15 protein-coding genes are annotated in these 17,696 nt (G+C 64.4%); 8 read left to right on the top strand and 7 right to left on the bottom strand.

Going from position 1 to position 17,696, the window contains the following annotated elements; translation table 11 throughout:
- Window positions 1–84: 84 nt before the first annotated feature.
- Window positions 85–774, bottom strand: a complete 690-nt coding sequence (locus AC1DW2_RS11675; protein ID WP_477006071.1) for a peroxiredoxin — start codon at window positions 772–774, stop codon at window positions 85–87.
- Window positions 775–976: 202 nt separating this feature from the next.
- Between AC1DW2_RS11675 and AC1DW2_RS11670 the strand changes: the two genes are divergently transcribed.
- On the top strand, window positions 977–4,777 hold the full coding sequence (locus AC1DW2_RS11670; protein ID WP_354243670.1) for a YhdP family protein: 3,801 nt from the start codon (window positions 977–979) through the stop codon (window positions 4,775–4,777).
- Window positions 4,778–4,936: 159 nt separating this feature from the next.
- On the opposite strand, the gene AC1DW2_RS11665 is transcribed toward AC1DW2_RS11670, so the two are convergent.
- Window positions 4,937–6,628, bottom strand: a complete 1,692-nt coding sequence (locus AC1DW2_RS11665; RefSeq protein WP_477006070.1) for a methyl-accepting chemotaxis protein — start codon at window positions 6,626–6,628, stop codon at window positions 4,937–4,939.
- Between the two features lie 161 nt (window positions 6,629–6,789).
- Here AC1DW2_RS11665 and AC1DW2_RS11660 point away from each other — a divergent pair, with 161 nt between their 5' ends.
- On the top strand, window positions 6,790–6,933 hold the full coding sequence (locus AC1DW2_RS11660; protein WP_354121625.1) for a hypothetical protein: 144 nt from the start codon (window positions 6,790–6,792) through the stop codon (window positions 6,931–6,933).
- 55 nt (window positions 6,934–6,988) lie between these two features.
- Here the strand turns inward: AC1DW2_RS11660 and AC1DW2_RS11655 are convergent, their stop codons facing one another.
- From AC1DW2_RS11655 to tyrS, 3 genes are all read right to left on the bottom strand, one after another.
- On the bottom strand, window positions 6,989–7,432 hold the full coding sequence (locus AC1DW2_RS11655; protein WP_071914328.1) for a DoxX family protein: 444 nt from the start codon (window positions 7,430–7,432) through the stop codon (window positions 6,989–6,991).
- Between the two features lie 219 nt (window positions 7,433–7,651).
- A complete protein-coding gene (locus AC1DW2_RS11650; protein ID WP_477006069.1) occupies window positions 7,652–8,911 on the bottom strand; it encodes an MFS transporter in 1,260 nt (419 codons plus the stop codon).
- 56 nt (window positions 8,912–8,967) lie between these two features.
- Window positions 8,968–10,221: a tyrosine--tRNA ligase gene (gene tyrS, locus AC1DW2_RS11645; RefSeq protein WP_135213502.1), complete on the bottom strand. Its 1,254-nt coding sequence runs from the start codon at window positions 10,219–10,221 to the stop codon at window positions 8,968–8,970.
- Window positions 10,222–10,385: 164 nt separating this feature from the next.
- Here tyrS and AC1DW2_RS11640 point away from each other — a divergent pair, with 164 nt between their 5' ends.
- From AC1DW2_RS11640 to AC1DW2_RS11630, 3 genes are all read left to right on the top strand, one after another.
- Window positions 10,386–11,489: an anhydro-N-acetylmuramic acid kinase gene (locus AC1DW2_RS11640; RefSeq protein ID WP_439036455.1), complete on the top strand. Its 1,104-nt coding sequence runs from the start codon at window positions 10,386–10,388 to the stop codon at window positions 11,487–11,489.
- Between the two features lie 111 nt (window positions 11,490–11,600).
- Window positions 11,601–12,278 carry a glutathione S-transferase family protein gene (locus AC1DW2_RS11635; protein WP_439036456.1) on the top strand — a complete coding sequence of 226 codons (678 nt, stop codon included), beginning with the start codon at window positions 11,601–11,603 and terminating at the stop codon, window positions 12,276–12,278.
- 10 nt (window positions 12,279–12,288) lie between these two features.
- Complete coding sequence (locus tag AC1DW2_RS11630) at window positions 12,289–12,612, top strand: DMT family transporter (protein ID WP_028148768.1); 324 nt, start codon at window positions 12,289–12,291, stop codon at window positions 12,610–12,612.
- Here the strand turns inward: AC1DW2_RS11630 and AC1DW2_RS11625 are convergent.
- On the bottom strand, window positions 12,609–13,121 hold the full coding sequence (locus AC1DW2_RS11625) for a DUF1697 domain-containing protein (protein ID WP_439036457.1): 513 nt from the start codon (window positions 13,119–13,121) through the stop codon (window positions 12,609–12,611). The two genes, AC1DW2_RS11630 and AC1DW2_RS11625, sit on opposite strands and share 4 nt — an antisense overlap.
- 8 nt (window positions 13,122–13,129) lie before the next feature.
- Entirely contained in the window at window positions 13,130–13,777 is a 648-nt protein-coding gene (locus AC1DW2_RS11620; protein WP_014495555.1) for an alpha/beta hydrolase, read from the bottom strand.
- 345 nt (window positions 13,778–14,122) lie between these two features.
- Between AC1DW2_RS11620 and AC1DW2_RS11615 the strand changes: the two genes are divergently transcribed.
- From AC1DW2_RS11615 to sufC, 3 genes are all read left to right on the top strand, one after another.
- The gene (locus tag AC1DW2_RS11615; protein WP_477006068.1) at window positions 14,123–15,262 is read left to right on the top strand and encodes a cysteine desulfurase family protein; all 1,140 of its coding nucleotides are present in this window, start codon (window positions 14,123–14,125) and stop codon (window positions 15,260–15,262) included.
- Window positions 15,263–15,377: 115 nt separating this feature from the next.
- Entirely contained in the window at window positions 15,378–16,874 is a 1,497-nt protein-coding gene (gene sufB / locus AC1DW2_RS11610; protein ID WP_208071631.1) for a Fe-S cluster assembly protein SufB, read from the top strand.
- A 62-nt stretch (window positions 16,875–16,936) separates the two neighbouring features.
- Complete coding sequence (gene sufC / locus AC1DW2_RS11605; protein ID WP_028161255.1) at window positions 16,937–17,689, top strand: Fe-S cluster assembly ATPase SufC; 753 nt, start codon at window positions 16,937–16,939, stop codon at window positions 17,687–17,689.
- Window positions 17,690–17,696 lie beyond the last annotated feature (7 nt).

Here is a 17,696-nt window from a genome sequence, read left to right as displayed (position 1 = left end):
TCCGTACGGCCTAATTGCCGCAGCAATCTGGGCCGGTCATGGTTAATTTTCCGGAAACGGAACCGCTCGAATTTAACGGATTGGTTAAAGGCCTCTTGCCGCTTCCAGCACCTCGTCGGCGTGGCCGTCGACGCGGACATTGCGCCAGACCCTGGCTACCTTGCTGTCGGCACCAAGCAGTATCGTGGTGCGAAGAACTCCGAGGAAGCTCTTGCCATACATGGATTTTTCGCCCCACGCGCCGTACGCCTCCAGCATCTCGTGTTTCTCATCCGAGATGAGGGGCATGCCGAGGCTGTGCTTGTCGCGGAACTTCTCCTGGGCCCTTAACGGATCGGCGGAGATGCCGAGCAGGGCCGTGCCGGCAGCGCTGAAAGCGTCCGCCAGCCGCGTGAAATCGATCGCCTCCCGGGTGCAGCCGGGCGTGTCGGCGCGGGGATAGAAGAACAGGACGAGCTTCCGACCGGCATAGTCGGCGAGCGAGACCACATCGCCGCCGTCGCGGGGCAGCCGGAAGGCGGGCGCCTTCTGGCCTTCGGTCAGGGCCGGCTTCGCCTTCGCGGGCGCGGAGGCCGATTTGGAGGAATTTAACTGTTTCGATGCGGCCTTATGTGATCCTGCTTTTGCTACGGTCCTGGTTGATTTGCTCGCCTGCGTCCGCTGTGTTTTTGCGGACTTTGTTTGAGTCGTTGCCCGCTTGGTCGGGGTCTTCTTTTTAGCCGATGCGATGCCGGAGGGCGTTTTGGACGATTTCTTTCGGGATTTCTTGGACATACGCCTTCCTTTCGTCGCTTTCGGCGGGTCAACCAAAGCGGTATTGCAGCTCTCGTCCGGTGTGCCGGAATCGCCCTCGTCTGGGCAAGTCTGGCGACGCCGGGGTATGGTTACAAGGAATTCCACGCACCACCCCACTGCTCGTTGAACGCGCGCCCGGGGCGAAATGACGAACAGCAGGAACATTCGAGGTATGGCGGCAATGCCGGCGCGGGGAGCTTCGCTTCCCGCGGACGGCTGCGGTCCCGGCGGTGCTCAATCCTACGATGGGCGCCTGTATCGAGAGGCAATGGCAAGGAATACGTCGCCCCAGGATTACAATCGGGATTTCGATCGGCGCGGCGGTCAACAGCAGCCGCAGGAATGGGACGACGCCGACTGGGATCCGGATCAGGAAGCAGCGGCGGGCTATCGGGCGCGCCGGCTGTTGTCGCGTTCCAATTCAGGCTTCCATCGTTTCGGTGACGGGTTTGCGTCAATGCGCCGCTGGCTGGCGGCTGATCGCTGGCTGAAGCGGCTGGCCATCGTGGTCGGGGCCCTCGCCGTTATTTTTGTCGGCTGCTTCGGCGCGCTGTGGTGGCGGCTTGGTGCGGGTCCCATCAATCTCGACATCGCGACACCCTGGCTCGCTGCTGCCATCGAGGACAATATCGGCCACGGCAACACTGTGGAGGTCGGCGGCACCCAGATCGAGCGGGCCGGGCGGATCCGCATCGCCGTGCGCATCCGCGACATCGTCGTCCGCGACCACGACCACGCCATCGTCGCCACCGCGCCGAAGGCCGAGGTGAAGCTGTCGGGGGCAGGTCTCCTGATGGGGCACCTGCGCGCGGAAAGCCTCAACCTCGTCGATGCCGAGCTCGCGATCCGCATCGCGCCCGACGGCACCGTCACCGTATCCGCCGGCGACACCGCCAAGCCGCTGGCAACCGGCGTCGCATCCAAGAAGGAAGCGGGCCTGCCGCCGACATTCCCGCGCAACGGTGTCCCGCCGCCGCCATTCGCCACCGGACCTGCAAGCCCGGACGCATCGCAGGCCGCTCCCCAGGCCGCTGCCCCGAGCGGCATTCTTCAGGGCCTCGACTGGCTCGACAGTCTGAGTATGACCGGCCTCGACGGCCAGAACCTCAACGAGATCGGTCTGAAGAACGGCAATCTGATCGTCGACGATCAGCAGCGCGGCAGCAAATGGAGCTTTGAGAACATCACGCTCAGCCTGCGCCGGCCGAGCCATGGCGGCGTCGCGCTCAGCCTAGGCGAGGAGGGCGCGCGCCCGTGGTCGCTGCGCGCCACGATCGGCCCTGCCGAGAATGGTGTGCGTTCGGTCGACATCCGCGCCGATAAGCTTTCCACCGCCAACATCCTGCTGGCGCTCCGGGTGAAGGACTTCACCTACACCGCCGACCTGCCGCTGACCGGCGAGCTCAAGGGCGAGCTCGGCCGCGACGGCGTGCCGACCTTCTTCCGCGGCAAGATCGCGGTCGGCGCGGGCAATATCATCGACACCGACACGCCAGATTATCCGATGGCGATCGACTCGGCCGAGATCAACGTCGAGTGGGATTCGAACCGGCGGGTATTGGTCGCTCCGTTCAAGATTCTCTCGGGCGCGAACCGCCTGACGCTTCTGGCCCATCTCGAGCCGCCCAACGGCACCACCAACGACTGGCAGCTTGGCTTCAGCGGCGGCTCGATCCTGCTGGGCGGCATCGACAACGAGCCCCCGCTGGTCTTCAACCGCATCGCGATCGGCTTCCGCTTCGATACCGACCACAAGCGCATGCTGCTGACGCAAGCCGATATCAGCAATGGCGAGATCGGCGTCGCCGGCACCGGTGCCATCGACTATTCGGGCGAGCCGCGGTTGACGCTGGGCTTTGCGGGAACGCCGATGTCGGCCTCCGCGCTCAAGCGGATGTGGCCGACGCTCGTCGTTCCCGAGTTGCGCGAATGGGTGATCGAGCGGATCGAGCGTGGCACGCTCCAGCGCATCGAGATCGGCGTCAATTCGCCGACGAAGAACCTCCCGCGCAAGGGCCCGCCCATTCCCGACGACGGCCTGTCGGTCAACATCGTCGCGAGTGGCGTCGCGGTCCGCCCCGTGGATGGCATGCCGGTGGTGCACGATGCCGATTTGAAGGCGCGTGTGACCGGGCGCACCGCGACCGTGAATATCGGGCAGGGCATTGCCGATACGCCGGCGGGCCGCAAGGTCACGATCTCCGACTTCGTCTTCGAGGTGCCGGATATGGCGCCCAAGCCGTCGCCATCGCGGACCAGGTTCCGCGCCGACGGCCCCGTGGCGGCCGCCGCCGAAATCCTTTCCAATGATCGGCTCAGCGATCTGTCGGCGACGTTCGTCGATCCCAACACCAGCAAGGGAACGTTCTCGGCGAACATCCAGCTCGGCTTGCCGGTCAAGGGCGCGCTGACCAAGGGCGACACCAGCTACGCCGTCAGCGCCGACCTCAACGGCTTTGCCGCCGACAAGCTGGTGATGAACCAGAAGCTGGAGGCCAACAACCTCAAGATATCAGCCAACAACCAGGGCTATCAGGTCAAGGGCGACGTCAAGATCAACGGGCAGGCGGCTTCGCTGGACTATCGCAAGCCGACCGAGGGCGACGCTGACGTCAAATTGCAGGCCACGCTCGACGATGCGAGCCGCGCGCGTCTCGGATTCGACCTCAGCCCTGCCGTGAGCGGATCGCTGCCGATCAAGCTGTCGGGCAAGATCGCCGGAGGTCCCGACCAGACGACGAAGCTCGGTGTCGAGGCGGACCTGACCTCGGTCAAGCTCGACAACATCCTGCCCGGCTGGGTCAAGCTGCCGGGCAAGTCGGCCAAGGCCAGCTTCAAGGTGGTGCCGACGGCGCAATCAACGCGCCTGGAGGACATCGTCGTCGAAGGCGGCGGCGCCTCGATCAAGGGCTCGCTTGAAGTCGATCCGAACGGCGACCTCATGAACGCGAACTTCCCGACCTACGCTCCGTCCGACGGCGACAAGGCCTCGTTGAAGGTGGAGCGTGGCCAGGACGGGGTGGTGCGGGGCACGATGCGCGGGGATGTGTTCGACGGCCGCGGTTTCCTGAAGTCGGCGATCTCGGGCAATTCCAAGGATGACGCCAAGAACAAGATGAAGAACGTCGATTTCGACATCGACGTGAAGCTCGGTGCCGTCGCGGGCTTCAACGGCGAGGCGATGCGCAGCGTCGACGGCAAGATGTCGCGGCGCAACGGCACCGTCAAAGCCTTCACGCTGAACGGCAAGATCGGCCGCGACACGCCGGTGGCAGCCGATTTGCGCGGCGGCCGCGCCCAGGGCAATCGCGAGGTGATCTACCTCCAGACCAACGATGCCGGCGCGTTGCTGCGCTTCACCGACACCTACACCAAGGCGAGCGGCGGCCAGATGGTGGTGGCGATGGAGCCGCCGACGTCGGAGCCGAACACCACGCGCGAGGGCCTCATCAACGTCCGCGACTTCACGGTGAAGGGCGAGGCGCAGCTCGAACGCGTTGCCGCCGGCGCGCCCAACGGCACCGGGAACGGCGTCTCCTTCAGCGCGCTGCGCGCCGAGTTCACGCGCCAGAACGGCGCGCTGACGATCCGCGATGGCGTCGTCAAGGGCCCGATGATCGGCGCCACCATCGAGGGCTCGATCGACTATCCCGGCAACCAGGTCTGCATGAGCGGCACCTTCGTGCCGATGTACGGCTTGAACAACATGTTCGGACAGATTCCGGTGCTCGGGTTGTTCCTGGGCGGTGGCGACAAGGAAGGCCTGATCGGCGTGACCTACGAGGTCGTCGGCACGCCGGCCGCGCCGGTGATGCGCGTCAATCCGGTTTCGGCCATGGTGCCGGGTGTGTTCCGCAAGATCTTCGAATTCAACACCGGCAAGCAGAACACGCCGTTCGAGGAATTCCCGTCGCAGTCGAACGACGGCTCGACCGGATCGACGCGCCAGCTCTCGAGCGGCTGCACCCTCGCGCGGCGATAACCCACTAAAATTCGCAGGTGCTCGTCCCGGCTTCGCGGCCGAAGCCGCTTCGGCGCGGCGAAGGCCTGGGTATCCACGTCCTTCGTGCCGCGCGGCAAAACGTGAATGGCCGGGACAAGCCCGGCCATGACGCATGTGGAGGTATTGGCGTCGGGAAGCTTACGCCGCGCGCACGCCCGCCAGGAAGGTGCCGACTTCGCCTGAGAGCTGCTCGGCCTGCTTGGAGAGATTGCTGGCCGCAGCGAGCACCATGCCGGCGGCGTTGCCGGTCTCGTTCGCTGCGGTGCTGACACCGCCGATATTGGTGGTGACTTCCTTGGTCGCTTCAGCGGTCTGCGAGACGCTGCGGGCGATCTCGGCGGTGGCGGCACCTTGCTCCTCGATGGCCGCGCCGATCGAGGTGGCGATGCGGCTGACTTCCTCGATGGTGGCGGTGATGCCGCCGATGGCGTCCACGGCCTCCTTGGTCGCACCCTGGATCTGGGCGATCTTGTCGCCGATCTCGCGGGTGGCTTCGGCGGTCTGGCTGGCGAGCGACTTCACCTCGGAGGCGACGACGGCAAAGCCGCGGCCGGCTTCACCGGCGCGCGCGGCCTCGATGGTGGCGTTGAGCGCGAGCAGATTGGTCTGCGCCGCGATGCTGGAGATCAGCTCGGCGACGTGCTCGATCTGCTGGGCGCCGTCCGAGAGCGCGCGGACGATGGTATCGGTGCGGCGTGCGCTGTCCACGGCGCGGCCGGTCACTTCGGCGGATTGCGCGACCTGGCGGCTGATCTCGGTGATGGAGGAGGAGAGCTCTTCGGCGGCAGCCGCGACTGTCTGGACGCGCTGGCTGGCTTCGGTGGCGGCCGAGCCGACCACGGCGGCGCGGCGGTTGGTGCCCTCGGCCGTGGACGACATCGACTTGGCGGTGGTCTCGAGCTCGCCCGAGCCGGAGGCCATCAGGCCGACGAGCTGGCCGACCGAGGCATCGAAGCGGTCGGCGAGCGAGATCAGGGCGTCGCGTTTCTCCTGCTCATTGCGGCTCTTGGCGGCGACCTGTTCGGACTCCAGCGTGCGCGCCGTCAAAGCGGTCTGCCTGAGCATTTCGAGGGTCTCGGCCATGCGGCCGATCTCGTCACCGCGGCCGGTCTCCTCGACCGGCTTGTCGATGGCACCGTCGGCAATCTCCTGCATGCGGGTCTTCTGGCGATCGAGCGCGCCGAGCACGTCGCGGGCGATCAGCCAGGACAACGTCGCCATCAGCAGCATCAGGCCGAAGCCGACCGCGGCAAGCTCGAGCGTCAGCGCGCGCACATCGGCGTCGATGTCGTCGACATAGAGGCCATAGCTGATCGTCGCGTTCCAGGGGGCGAACTTGCGCGCGAACACGGTCTTGCGCACCGCTTCGGTCTGGCCGGGGCGGGGATAGAGATAGGAGGCCACGCCGCCGCCATTCTGTTCGCCGGCCTTGAGGATCGCGTCGGCAATGAGGACGCCGTTGGCGTCGATCGCGCCGGTGATCTTGCCTTCGAGCTGCTGGTTGGCGCCGTTGACGAGGAGGGACGTGTCGGCGTTGTAGACGACCGGATAGCCCTGGTTGCCGTTGAAGGTCATGCGCCGTCCGCGCATGTGGAACTGGGCCTTGGCCTCGGCCTGCGTCAGCTTGCCGGCGGTGACGTCGTCCTGGACCGACTGGGCGAGATTGTAGAGCATGTCGACCGCGGTCTTCATCTGCTGGACCCGGTCCTCCATCATGCGGCTCTTGCTGAGGAAGGCCGATACCGCGATGATGGCCGTGACTGTGAGAGCCGCAAGACAGACCATGCTGGTAAGCTTGGTGCGGATCTTCAGATGGCTCAGCAGCTTCATCGCAGCCTCTACGAAATGGTTGTTATTGCTCGCATCGGTAGCATGAAGTTCTTACCAATCATGAACATAGGCATGCGGCCGCCGGCCGCGCGCGTGACCGTTCGCAGCCTGATGCGCAACCGTGCAGGCAAAGCGACATGCGTCGGCGAACGTCAGCGCGTATGCTGGAGAAGATCGATCCTGGACTTCGGTGGTCATCGAGCCTGGCGGGAGCGGCAATGAACCGATTCGTTCACCGCCTCATCATGTCCGCGCTGCTCGTCGCGGCCCTCGTCCTGATCTGGAACGTGCTGGGCTCGCGGTAGATGACACCGGCAAAGCTGCCGGTGCCAGCCGTGACTTGAGCGCTAGTTGCGCGCGTCAGCGTCGCGCAAATGCGCCGCCGGTCGAGGCGCGTTCGTTGCCCAGCGCCGCATCGACGCTGATCGGGCCACCGCCGGCCGCCGAGAGATAGAGGCAGGCGAAGCAGAACAGGATGGCAAGCGTGCCGTTGTTGAGCAGCGGCAGGAGCACCGGCGTCTCGCCCTTGAGCATATGCCCCATGAAGTAGGCGAAGGCCATTTCACCGGAGAGGATGAAAGCGGCGAGGCGGGTGAACAGGCCGAGGATCAACAGCGCGCCAAGCACCAGTTCAAGCGTGCCGGCCGCGCCGTAAAGCGACATCAGTTCGACTTTCGCGAACATCGGCAAAGGCGGAAACTTGAAAAGCTTGGCTACGCCGAATTGAAACAGCAGCAGGCCGGTGATGAAGCGGAACAGGCTCAGGAGAACCGGTTCAAAGCGAGTGAGATAGGAAAAGTTCATTGGTTTGTGCCCTCCATCCAATGGGCGACTTGGACCGTATTCAGTTCGGCCTCGCAAGCCACCCGGGGTCAATTCGGTGCTGACATTTTTGTCATGTGGACAAAATATCGCAGGTCGTCCCTTAACTCCGGTTGCGCCCGACGGTTTCGCACGCGGCGCAGCGTGTGTCGCCCGTAATTTCCCGGTGACGCGGAGGGATGCAGGTTACGTCGGGGAGACCTACTCCCGCAAGGCGGGGACAATCAGAAATGGAATCATTCCGAGGATCACGCTCGCAAGTGCGAAGACGAGCAGGAGATTGTAGCCGTGCGTGAAGTCGTGGATGAGGCCGCCGCTCCATGAGCCGAACGCCGAGCCCAATCCGCTGCCGATCGAGATGGTGCCGAAGATCGTGCCGACGCGCTTGCCGCGAAAAATCTTCATGGCGGTCGCTGTGATCAGCGGGCCGCGCGAACCCATCATGCTGCCGAAGCAGACGACGAAGCCGGTGAGCAGGATGATGTTCGGATAATACTGCAAGAGCCAGAGCAGGACGATGCCGATGATCGAGATCGCGTAGCTGAGCAGCACCGAGGGCCGGCGCCCGATCAGCCCGTCGAGCGCGGACACGCCGAGCATGCCGAACACCAGCACCACGCCCGAAAAACCCCAGGCGGTCGCGGCCTGGAGCGGCGGAAAGCCGGCGTCGATGAGGTAGGCCACGATCTGCGCGGCGATCGAATACATGCCGACCGCGGTGAAGAAGAAGGTCGAGAACAGCGCCCAGAAAGCGTGGTGGCGCATCGCGCTCGCAAGCGTCCAGCCGTTGTCGATGAAACCGGGATCGGTCTTCTTGCTGACATGCGGCGAGCCGACCGCGAACATGCGCCAGGGCAGAAGCAGCAGCGGCACGAGCAGGCCGAGCGCGGCGAAGCCGTAGACTTGATAGGCTTCGCGCCAGCCGAGATGATCGATCAAAAGCTGCGAGGTCGGGAGCAGCGCCAGCACGCCGCCACCCATCGCCGAATAGACCACCGCCATCGCGGTCGGCAGCCGTGGCCCGAACCAGCGGCCGAGTAGGATCGAGTTCGGCACAATGCCGATGAAGGCGACGCCAATGCCGACGCAGAGGCCGATCGAGAGCTGAAATTGCCAGAGCGCCTGCGCGTGCGCCGCGATCAGGAACGCCGAGCCGAGCAGGAAAAGCCCGAGTGCGTAGACGATGCGCGGTCCGGAATGGTCGAACAGGCGCCCGACCAATGGCGCGGTCAGACCGCTGATCAGCCAGGTCAGTGAGTAGATCGAGACGACCTGCGCACGGTCCCAGCCAAAGTTTTCGGAGATCGGCTTGAGGAAGACAGTGAAGCTCTCGCTGAGGCCGCGGCCGAGGACGGCGAGCGTGAAGCACAGACCGAGCACGATGAGTGCGGTGCGCACCGCATCTCGCTGCGTGCGTTCGTCTTGTTCCCTCGAAGCTTCCCTGGGCGTGTTCTGATCCATTGCCGGTCAGGGAGCGCGCTTCGGCGCGCCCTGACAAGCATCAAAACCTCATACGCCTATGCAGGCCGGATCAGGACGTGCTTCTTCTTGCCGAAGGACAGCTTGATCACGCCCTCAGGCGTCAGATTGGCCGCCGACAGCGCCATCTTCTCGTCGCTGACGGACTCGTCGTTGACGCGCAGACCGCCGCCCTTGATTTGGCGCCGTGCCTCGCCATTGGAGGCAACCAGGCCTGCCTTGACGAAGGCGTTGAGCACGCCGAGGCCGGCGTCCAGCTCGCCGCGCGGAATTTCCACCGTCGGCAGGCTTTCGGCCAGCGCGCCTTCCTCGAAGGTGCGGCGCGCGGTTTCAGCCGCTTGGTTTGCCGCGTCGCGGCCGTGCAAGAGCGCGGTCGCCTCGGTCGCAAGCACCTTCTTGGCCTCGTTGATCTCGGAGCCGCCGAGCGCCTCGAGCTTCCTGATCTCGCTCATCGGCAGCGTCGTGAACAGCTTCAGGAATTTGCCGACGTCGGCGTCCTCGGTGTTGCGCCAGTATTGCCAGAAGTCATACGGCGAGAACTGGTCGGCGTTCAGCCACACCGCGCCCTGCGCGGTCTTGCCCATCTTGGCACCGGATGCGGTCGTCAGCAGCGGCGTCGTCAGCGCGAACAGCTGGTGGGTGCCCATGCGGCGGCCGAGATCGACGCCCATGATGATGTTGCCCCACTGGTCCGAGCCGCCCATCTGCAATTTGCAACCGGTGCGCTTGGCGAGTTCGACGAAGTCGTAGGCCTGACAGACCATGTAGTTGAACTCGATGAAGCTCATCTCCTGCTCGCGCTCGAGGCGCAGCCGCACGGAGTCCATGGTCAGCATGCGGTTGACCGAGAAATGCCGGCCGACGTCACGCAGCATCTCGATCCAGTTGAGTTTTGTCAGCCACTCCGCATTGTCGAGCATGATTGCGTCGCTCTTGCCGTCGCCGTAGCGCAGCACCTTTGCGAACACGCCGCGGATCGATTCCTTGTTCGCCTCGATCTCGGCGACGGTGCGCATGGCACGGGTCTCGTCCTTGCCGGAGGGATCGCCGACCATGGTGGTGCCGCCGCCCATCAGCGTGATCGGCTTGTTGCCGGACTGCTGGAGCCAGTGCAGCATCATCATGGTCAGGTAGTTGCCGATGTGCAGCGAGCGGGCGGTGCAATCGTAGCCGACATAGGTGGTCGCTTCGCCCTTGGCGGCGAGCGCGTCCAGCCCCTCGAAATCGGAGCACTGATGGATGAAACCACGTTCCTGCAGGGTGTTGAGGAAATCCGATTTAAATGCAGTCATCTGTCGGCGAGCCTGACAATTCTTGGTTTACTGTTTCGGGTGCAATTTAAGGGTCTCCCGTGGGAACTTGATTGCCACCCGCCACTTTGCCTGTGGCATTATAAGATGTGTCCCTCTGGCACAAGATCGGCATGCCGGAGGGGGTCTCTTGAGGACGCTGATCCATGATGTTGACGGCACTCGGTTTGATGAGCGGCACCTCGCTGGACGGGGTGGACGTCGCGCTGATCGAAACCGACGGAAAGCAAGTGAAGGCGTTCGGGCCGTCCGGTTACCGGGCCTACAGCCCGGCGGAGCGCAATCTGCTGCGCCAGGCGCTGAGCGAGGCCGTGCACCTGCCGCGACGCGACGCCCGCCCGGGCGTTCTGGCCGAGGCCGAGCGCGCGGTGACGCTGGCCCATGCCGAGGCCGTGGCCGCCTTCATCGCCCAGAACCGGATGAAGCCGGAGGACGTCGACATCGTCGGCTTCCACGGCCAGACGGTGCTGCATCGCCCCGAGAAGCGGCTGACGGTCCAGATCGGCGATGCGCCGGCGCTGGCCAGGGCGATCCATATCCCCGTGATGCACGACTTCCGCGCCGCCGACGTCGAGGCCGGCGGGCAGGGCGCGCCGTTCGTGCCGGTCTACCACCGGGCGCTCGTCCATTCGCTGGAGCGCGAAGGGCCGATCGTCGTCGTCAATATCGGCGGCGTCTCCAACATCACCTATATCGACGGCAACGACACGCTGATCGCCTGCGACACCGGACCGGGCAACGCGCTGCTCGACGATTTCATGTACCGCACCATGAACCAGTCCTTCGATGCGGAAGGAAAGTTCGCAGCGCTCGGCAAGGCGGACGAAGCCTGGATCGCGCGGGCACTGGAACTGCCGTTCTTCGCGGCTCTGCCGCCGAAATCGCTCGACCGCAACGACTTTGCCGCGCTGAAGCTCGGCGACGTCCCGCCGGCCGACGGCGCCGCGACCCTGACCGCCTTCACCGCGGCCGCGATCGCCCGGATCATCTCGCTCCTGCCGCGCCGGCCGCGGAGCTGGATCGTCTGCGGCGGCGGCGCCCGCAACCTCACCATGCTGCGGATGCTGCGGGAGCGGGTGGGCTCGGCCACCGTCGAAGCCGCCGAGACGCTCGGCTGGGCCTCCGACGCCATCGAGGCGCAGGCCTTTGGCTTCCTTGCCGCCCGCGGCCTCAAGGGGCTGCCGCTGTCCTACCCCGCCACCACGGGCGTGCCGATGCCGATGACGGGCGGCGTAATGGCGCGGCCCTGAGGTCCGGGCCTTAAGATCCGGGACGGTTGATGCAAATGCATCGATCTTGACGAGTGAATGCAATTGCATCTATATTGGATGCAGTTGCATCAAACCGCCGGGATCATTGCCATGACCGCTTCACTGAAACTCATCAGCCACAAGCTTTGCCCGTATGTGCAGCGCGCGGTGATCGCGCTCAACGAGAAGGGCGTGCCGTTCGAGCGGATCGACATCGATCTCGCCAACAAGCCCGACTGGTTTCTGAAACTCTCGCCGCTCGGCAAGGTGCCGGTCCTGGTGGTGACGACGGAGAAGGGCGAGGTCGCGCTGTTCGAGAGCAACGTGATCTGCGAATACATCGAGGAGACGCAGGCGGGCCTCAAGCTGCACCCGGCGGATCCGTTGAAGCGCGCCGAACATCGCGCCTGGATGGAGTTCGGCTCGGCGATCCTCGGTGACCTCTGGGGTCTGGAGACCACGACCGATCCGGCGACGTTCGAAAGCAAGCGCCAGGCGGTTGCGGCGAAATTCGCGCGCGTGGAGGCGGCGCTAGGTGCAGGGCCTTACTTCACAGGTGATGCGTTCAGCCTCGTGGATGCGGTCTTCGCCCCGATCTTCCGCTATTTCGACCTGTTCGACGAATTGACCGAGCACGGCATCTTCAGCGATCTGCCGAAGGTCCGCGCGTGGCGAGCGGAGCTTGCGAGACGTCCGAGCGTGCGCACCGCGGTTGGCGCGGACTATCCGCAATTGCTGCGTGCCTTCCTGGTGCGCCACGATGCGCATCTGCTGAAGCTTGCGGCCTGAGCGCACGCCGATGTCGCAATCCATGGCCTGGCTGATGCTGGTGATCGCCGGTGCGCTCGATGTCGGCTGGGCGATCTCGATGAAATATGCGGAAGGCTACACGCGGGCAGGCTGGAGCATCGCCTCGCTCGTGCTGCTCGCCGCCTTCGTCTTCCTGCTCGGACGCGCTTTGCAGGTGCTGGAGGTCGGCGTCGCCTATTCGGTGTGGACGGGCATCGGCGCGGCCGGCACCTTCCTGCTGGGCGTCGTGCTGTTCGGCGAGACCTTGAGTGCGATGAAGCTTGCCGGCATCGCGCTCGTGCTGATGGGGATCGCCGCGCTCAAGCTGGCCTAGATCTCCGCGGCCATCTTCGCGAGCGTTGCGACGGTATTCATGTTGCGCGCGGTGCCGGTCTTGGCGGCGGGGATGACGAGCTTCGATGTCCCCATGCCGTCGCCATAGTGCACGTAAATCTCGCGGCGGCCGAGGCGGAGCTCTTCGTTGTTCTGGCCGCGGATGCTGGCAAGCGCGTCTTCAGGTGGCGCCCTGTCGAGGAAGATCGCGACGGTGCGATTGGGCGCTGCCTTTGGAAAAGGATTGTCGGCCGAGACTTGCGCCATCTCGGCGGCGCTACGCACGAGCACCCCGACCGGCGCGCCGGCGTAGGCGTGCAGGCGCTTTTCGAGGGCGGTCTTGATTGCAGCTTCCGACTTGCGGCCCGTGAAGACGACGTTGCCGCTCGCAATATAGGTGCGCACGGCGGCGAAGCCGAGCTCCTCGCACATGGCCTTGAGCTCGCTCATCGGCAGCTTGCCGGTGCCGCCGACATTGACGGCACGCAGCAAGGCGACGAAGGAGCCCATTTGAGGCCTTAGCGCACGTTGGCGAGGCGCATGTCGAGATAGGCCGTGATGGTTTCCATCAGCGGCTCGAGCTTGGCGTCGAAGAAGTGGTTGGCGCCGGGGATGACCTGCTGGTCGATCACGATGCCCTTCTGCGTCTTCAGCTTCTCGACCAGCGTGTTGACGTCCTTGGGCGGCACCACCGCATCCTTCTCGCCATGCACGATCAGACCCGACGACGGGCAGGGCGCCAGGAACGAGAAGTCGTAGAGGTTGGCCGGCGGCGCGATCGAGATGAAACCCTCGACCTCGGGACGGCGCATCAAAAGCTGCATGCCGATCCAGGCGCCGAACGAGAAGCCGGCGACCCAGCAGGCGCGTGCTTCGGGATTGATGGTCTGCGCCCAGTCGAGGGCTGCAGCCGCATCCGACAATTCGCCGGTGCCGTGGTCGAACGAGCCCTGGCTGCGGCCGACGCCGCGGAAGTTGAAGCGCAGCACTGAGAAGCCGCGATGCGCGAAGGCGTAGTAGCACTGGTACACGATCTGATGGTTCATCGTGCCGTGAAACTGCGGATGCGGATGCAGGATCATCGCGATCGGCGCGTTCTTCTGCTTGGCCGGGTGATAGCGGCCTTCGAGACGGCCAGCAGGGCCGGTGAAAATGACTTCAGGCATGATGATCTCTTGATTGATCCCTTGAAGACGCTCTTCAGCAATCAACCGATTGTGCGGACTTCATCGACTGCTGTGCCGATCAAACCGCGAATGGAAGAGTGGAGCGGCGCCCTCGGATGGTGCGCGAGCGGCGCGCGGTGAACTGACGCGGGCGTTCTAACATGAGGCGAGGGTCAAAAAGCAAGCATCTTGAACATCCGGCAATGGGCTCAAGATGTTAGCGCGTCATGGCGGCGTCATTGAGCGACGGGGATTCGGAATCGAGTTGCCAAGTGCTCCACGGGGGCCCATGTCGGGCTCCAGGACGGGCACACCAACCCGATCGACGGAGTAATATATTACCTTATGCCGAGCCGCGTCTATCTCGACTGGAATGCGACCACGCCGCTGCGTGCCGAAGCGCGGACCGCGATGCTCGCCGCCTGGGAGCTGATCGGCAATCCGTCCTCGGTTCATGCCGAGGGGCGCGAGGCGCGCCGGCTGGTTGAGGAAGCCCGTGCCACGCTCGCGGCGGCCGTCGGTGCATTGCCGAGGAACGTCGTCTTCACCTCAGCCGGAACCGAGGCGAATGCGCTGGCGCTGTCGCCCGGTCTGCGGGGGTCGTCCGGCGGTCCTGTCGAACGCCTGTTGGTCTCGGCTGTCGAGCACGCCTCGGTGCTGTCAGGCGGCCGGTTCCCAGCGGACAAGGTCAGCCAGATCCCGGTCACACGCTCCGGCGTCATCGACCTCGACCGCCTGAAGGCGTTGCTCGGCGACGGCCCGCCGGCGCTGGTCTCCATCATGGCTGCGAACAACGAGACCGGCGCAATTCAGCCGCTCGCAGAGGCTGCAGGGATGGTCCACGAGGCGGGAGGGCTCCTGCACGTCGATGCGATCCAGGCGCTGGGTAAAATCCCGTTCGATATCAAGGCTGTGGGCGCAGACCTTGCGACCTTTTCCGCGCACAAGATCGGCGGCCCCAAGGGCGTCGGCGCGCTGGTCCTGGCGGAGGGGATCACTGGACTGGAACCCGTGCTGCGGGGTGGCGGACAGGAGTTGAGCCGGCGCGCGGGAACCGAGAATGTCGCTGGCATCGCCGGCTTCGGGGCAGCGGTGAGGGCTGCCCTTCAGACTCTGCCGGAGGATGCGGAGCGGATGGCAACCCTCAGAGACTCCTTGGAAAATGGTATCCGGGGGATCGCCGGCTCGATGATCTTCGCGGACGATATTAAGCGGTTGCCAAATACCATCCTTTTCACGGCCCCCGGCCTGAAGGCCGAAACCGCTGTGATCGGCTTCGATCTCGAAGGCGTGGCTGTGTCATCGGGCTCGGCCTGTTCATCAGGCAAAGTGCAGCCGTCTCACGTGCTGTCGGCGATGGGGTATGATGCCACCGTTGCCCAGGGAGCGGTGCGTCTCAGTCTGGGCTGGTCCACGGAACCAGATGACATCAACAGGACGTTAGAGGCTTGGCGAAAGCTTGGTAATACCCTACTTAGAGCCTAAGCGACGAAACACGGCTTGAACGGTTCTAAGCGCGTGCTTTCTGCCGAAAAACATCGTAATACTCGTCCAAGTTTGTGATCCACCGCGGTCCTTGAAACCGCGAGCGGAGGATAGAATGCCAGCCGTGCAAGAGACGGTCGAGCGCGTGAAGCGCATCGACGTCGATCAGTATCGTTATGGGTTTGAGACCCTGATCGAGTCCGACAAGGCCCCCAAGGGACTGTCGGAAGAGACCGTCAAGTTCATTTCCGAGAAGAAGAACGAACCCGCCTGGATGCTCCAGTGGCGGCTCGAGGCCTATCGGCGCTGGCTGACCATGACCGAGCCGACCTGGGCGCGCGTCGACTATCCCAAGATCGACTTTCAGGACCTCTATTATTACGCGGCGCCGAAGCCGAAGAAGACGGTCACCTCGCTCGACGAGATCGACCCCGAAATTCTGAAGACCTACGAGAAGCTCGGCATTCCCCTGCGGGAAGTCGCGATGCTCGAGGGCGTCGAGCCGAAGCCCGGCGATCAGGATCCGGCCCGGCGCAAGATCGCGGTCGACGCGGTGTTCGATTCGGTCTCGGTTGCGACGACCTTCAAGGCCGAGCTGAAGAAGGCCGGCGTGATCTTCATGCCGATCTCGGAGGCGATCCGCGAGCATCCCGAGCTGGTGCAGAAATATCTGGGATCGGTGGTTCCGACCTCGGACAATTTCTACGCGACGCTGAACTCGGCGGTGTTTTCCGACGGCTCGTTCGTCTATGTGCCGCCGGGCGTGCGCTGCCCGATGGAGCTGTCGACCTATTTCCGCATCAACGAGCGCAACACCGGCCAGTTCGAGCGCACGCTGATCATCGCCGACAAGGGCTCCTACGTCTCCTATCTCGAAGGCTGCACCGCGCCGCAGCGCGACGAGAACCAGCTGCACGCCGCCGTGGTCGAGCTCGTCGCGCATGACGACGCCGAGATCAAATATTCGACGGTGCAGAACTGGTACCCGGGCAATTCCGAAGGCAAGGGCGGCATCTACAATTTCGTCACCAAGCGTGGCGACTGTCGCGGCGACCGGTCCAAGATCTCCTGGACCCAGGTCGAGACCGGCTCCGCCATTACCTGGAAGTACCCGAGCTGCATCCTGCGTGGCGACAATTCCAGCGGTGAGTTCTACTCGATCGCGATCTCGAACGGTTTCCAGCAGGTCGATTCGGGCACCAAGATGATCCACCTCGGCAAGAACACGTCGAGCCGGATCATCTCGAAGGGCATCGCCGCCGGCAAGTCGCAGAACACCTATCGCGGGCTCGTCACCGCGCACCGGAAAGCGACCGGCGCGCGCAACTTCACGGCGTGCGATTCCCTGTTGATCGGTGACAAATGCGGCGCGCACACCGTGCCGTATATCGAGGCCAAAAACTCCTCGGCGACGTTCGAGCACGAGGCGACGACCTCGAAGATCTCCGAGGACGTGCTGTTCTATTGCATCCAGCGCGGCCTCACCCAGGAAGAAGCCGTCGGCCTCGTCGTCAACGGTTTCGTCAAGGACGTGCTTCAGCAGCTGCCGATGGAATTCGCGGTGGAAGCGCAGAAGCTGATCTCGATCTCGCTTGAAGGGTCGGTCGGCTAATCGCCGACCCTCGCGGTGCGCTACGGCGCTCCATACATCATTTGAATGGACTGGACACCAAGATGGCTTTGCTTGAAGTGAAGGATTTGAAGGTTCGTGTCGAGGAGCGTGAGATCCTCCACGGGCTGACGCTGACTGTGAACGAGGGCGAGGTTCACGCAATCATGGGGCCGAACGGCTCCGGCAAATCGACGCTCTCCCACGTCATCGCCGGCAAGCCCGGCTATGAGGTCACCGACGGCCAGATCCTGTTCAAGGGCGAGGACCTGCTGGAGATGGACCCCAACGAGCGCGCCGCGAAGGGCGTGTTCCTGGCGTTCCAGTATCCGGTCGAGATTCCCGGCGTCGCCACCATGACCTTCCTGCGCACCGCACTGAACGCGCAGCGCAAGGCGCGCGGCGAGAGCGAATATTCGACCCCGGACTTCCTGAGGAAGGTCCGCGAGGTCTCGAAGTCGCTGAACATTCCGCAGGACATGCTCAAGCGCGGCGTCAATGTCGGCTTCTCCGGCGGCGAGAAGAAGCGCAACGAGGTGCTGCAGATGGCGCTATTCGAACCGAGCCTGTGCATCCTCGACGAGATGGATTCGGGCCTCGACATCGACGCGCTGCGCATTGCGGCCGACGGCGTCAACGCGCTGCGCTCGCCCAAGCGCGCGATGGTCGTCATCACCCATTATCAGCGGCTGCTGAACTACATCGTGCCCGACGTCGTGCACGTGATGTCGAAGGGCCGTGTCGTGAAGAGCGGCGGCAAGGACTTGGCGCTGGAGCTGGAAGCGTCCGGCTACGCCCAGTTCGAGGATGCCGCGTAAGGAATTT

Source organism: Bradyrhizobium sp. P3_C3 (genome assembly GCF_056402655.1).
Note: the sequence above shows the minus strand (reverse complement) of the source record. Positions and strands in the feature narration are given on the sequence as shown.